The sequence below is a fragment of the Streptomyces sp. SID4985 genome, assembly GCF_009863025.1.
Lineage (GTDB): Bacteria > Actinomycetota > Actinomycetes > Streptomycetales > Streptomycetaceae > Streptomyces.
Genome location: NZ_WWIR01000459.1, coordinates 1 through 232, shown reverse-complemented (window position 1 = coordinate 232; position 232 = coordinate 1). Strand labels below are relative to the sequence as shown.

General features: G+C 65.1%; 1 protein-coding gene. It reads left to right on the top strand.

Annotated features, from left to right (window positions below; all coding sequences use genetic code 11):
- Positions 1–232 (top strand): M4 family metallopeptidase (locus GTW40_RS20095; RefSeq protein WP_161181579.1); only part of this gene is annotated, 232 nt, incomplete at both ends.

Below are 232 nucleotides of genomic sequence, written 5' to 3'. Positions count from 1 at the left end.
CTGCTTCTGCATGACCTACGGCGACGGCTCGGGCAACACCCACGCCCTCACCTCGCTCGACGTCGCGGGCCACGAGATGAGCCACGGTGTCACCTCCAACACCGCCGGTCTCAACTACACCGGTGAGTCGGGCGGGTTGAACGAGGCCACCTCCGACATCTTCGGCACCGGCGTGGAGTTCTACGCGAACAACGCCTCGGACCCCGGTGACTACCTCATCGGCGAGAAGATC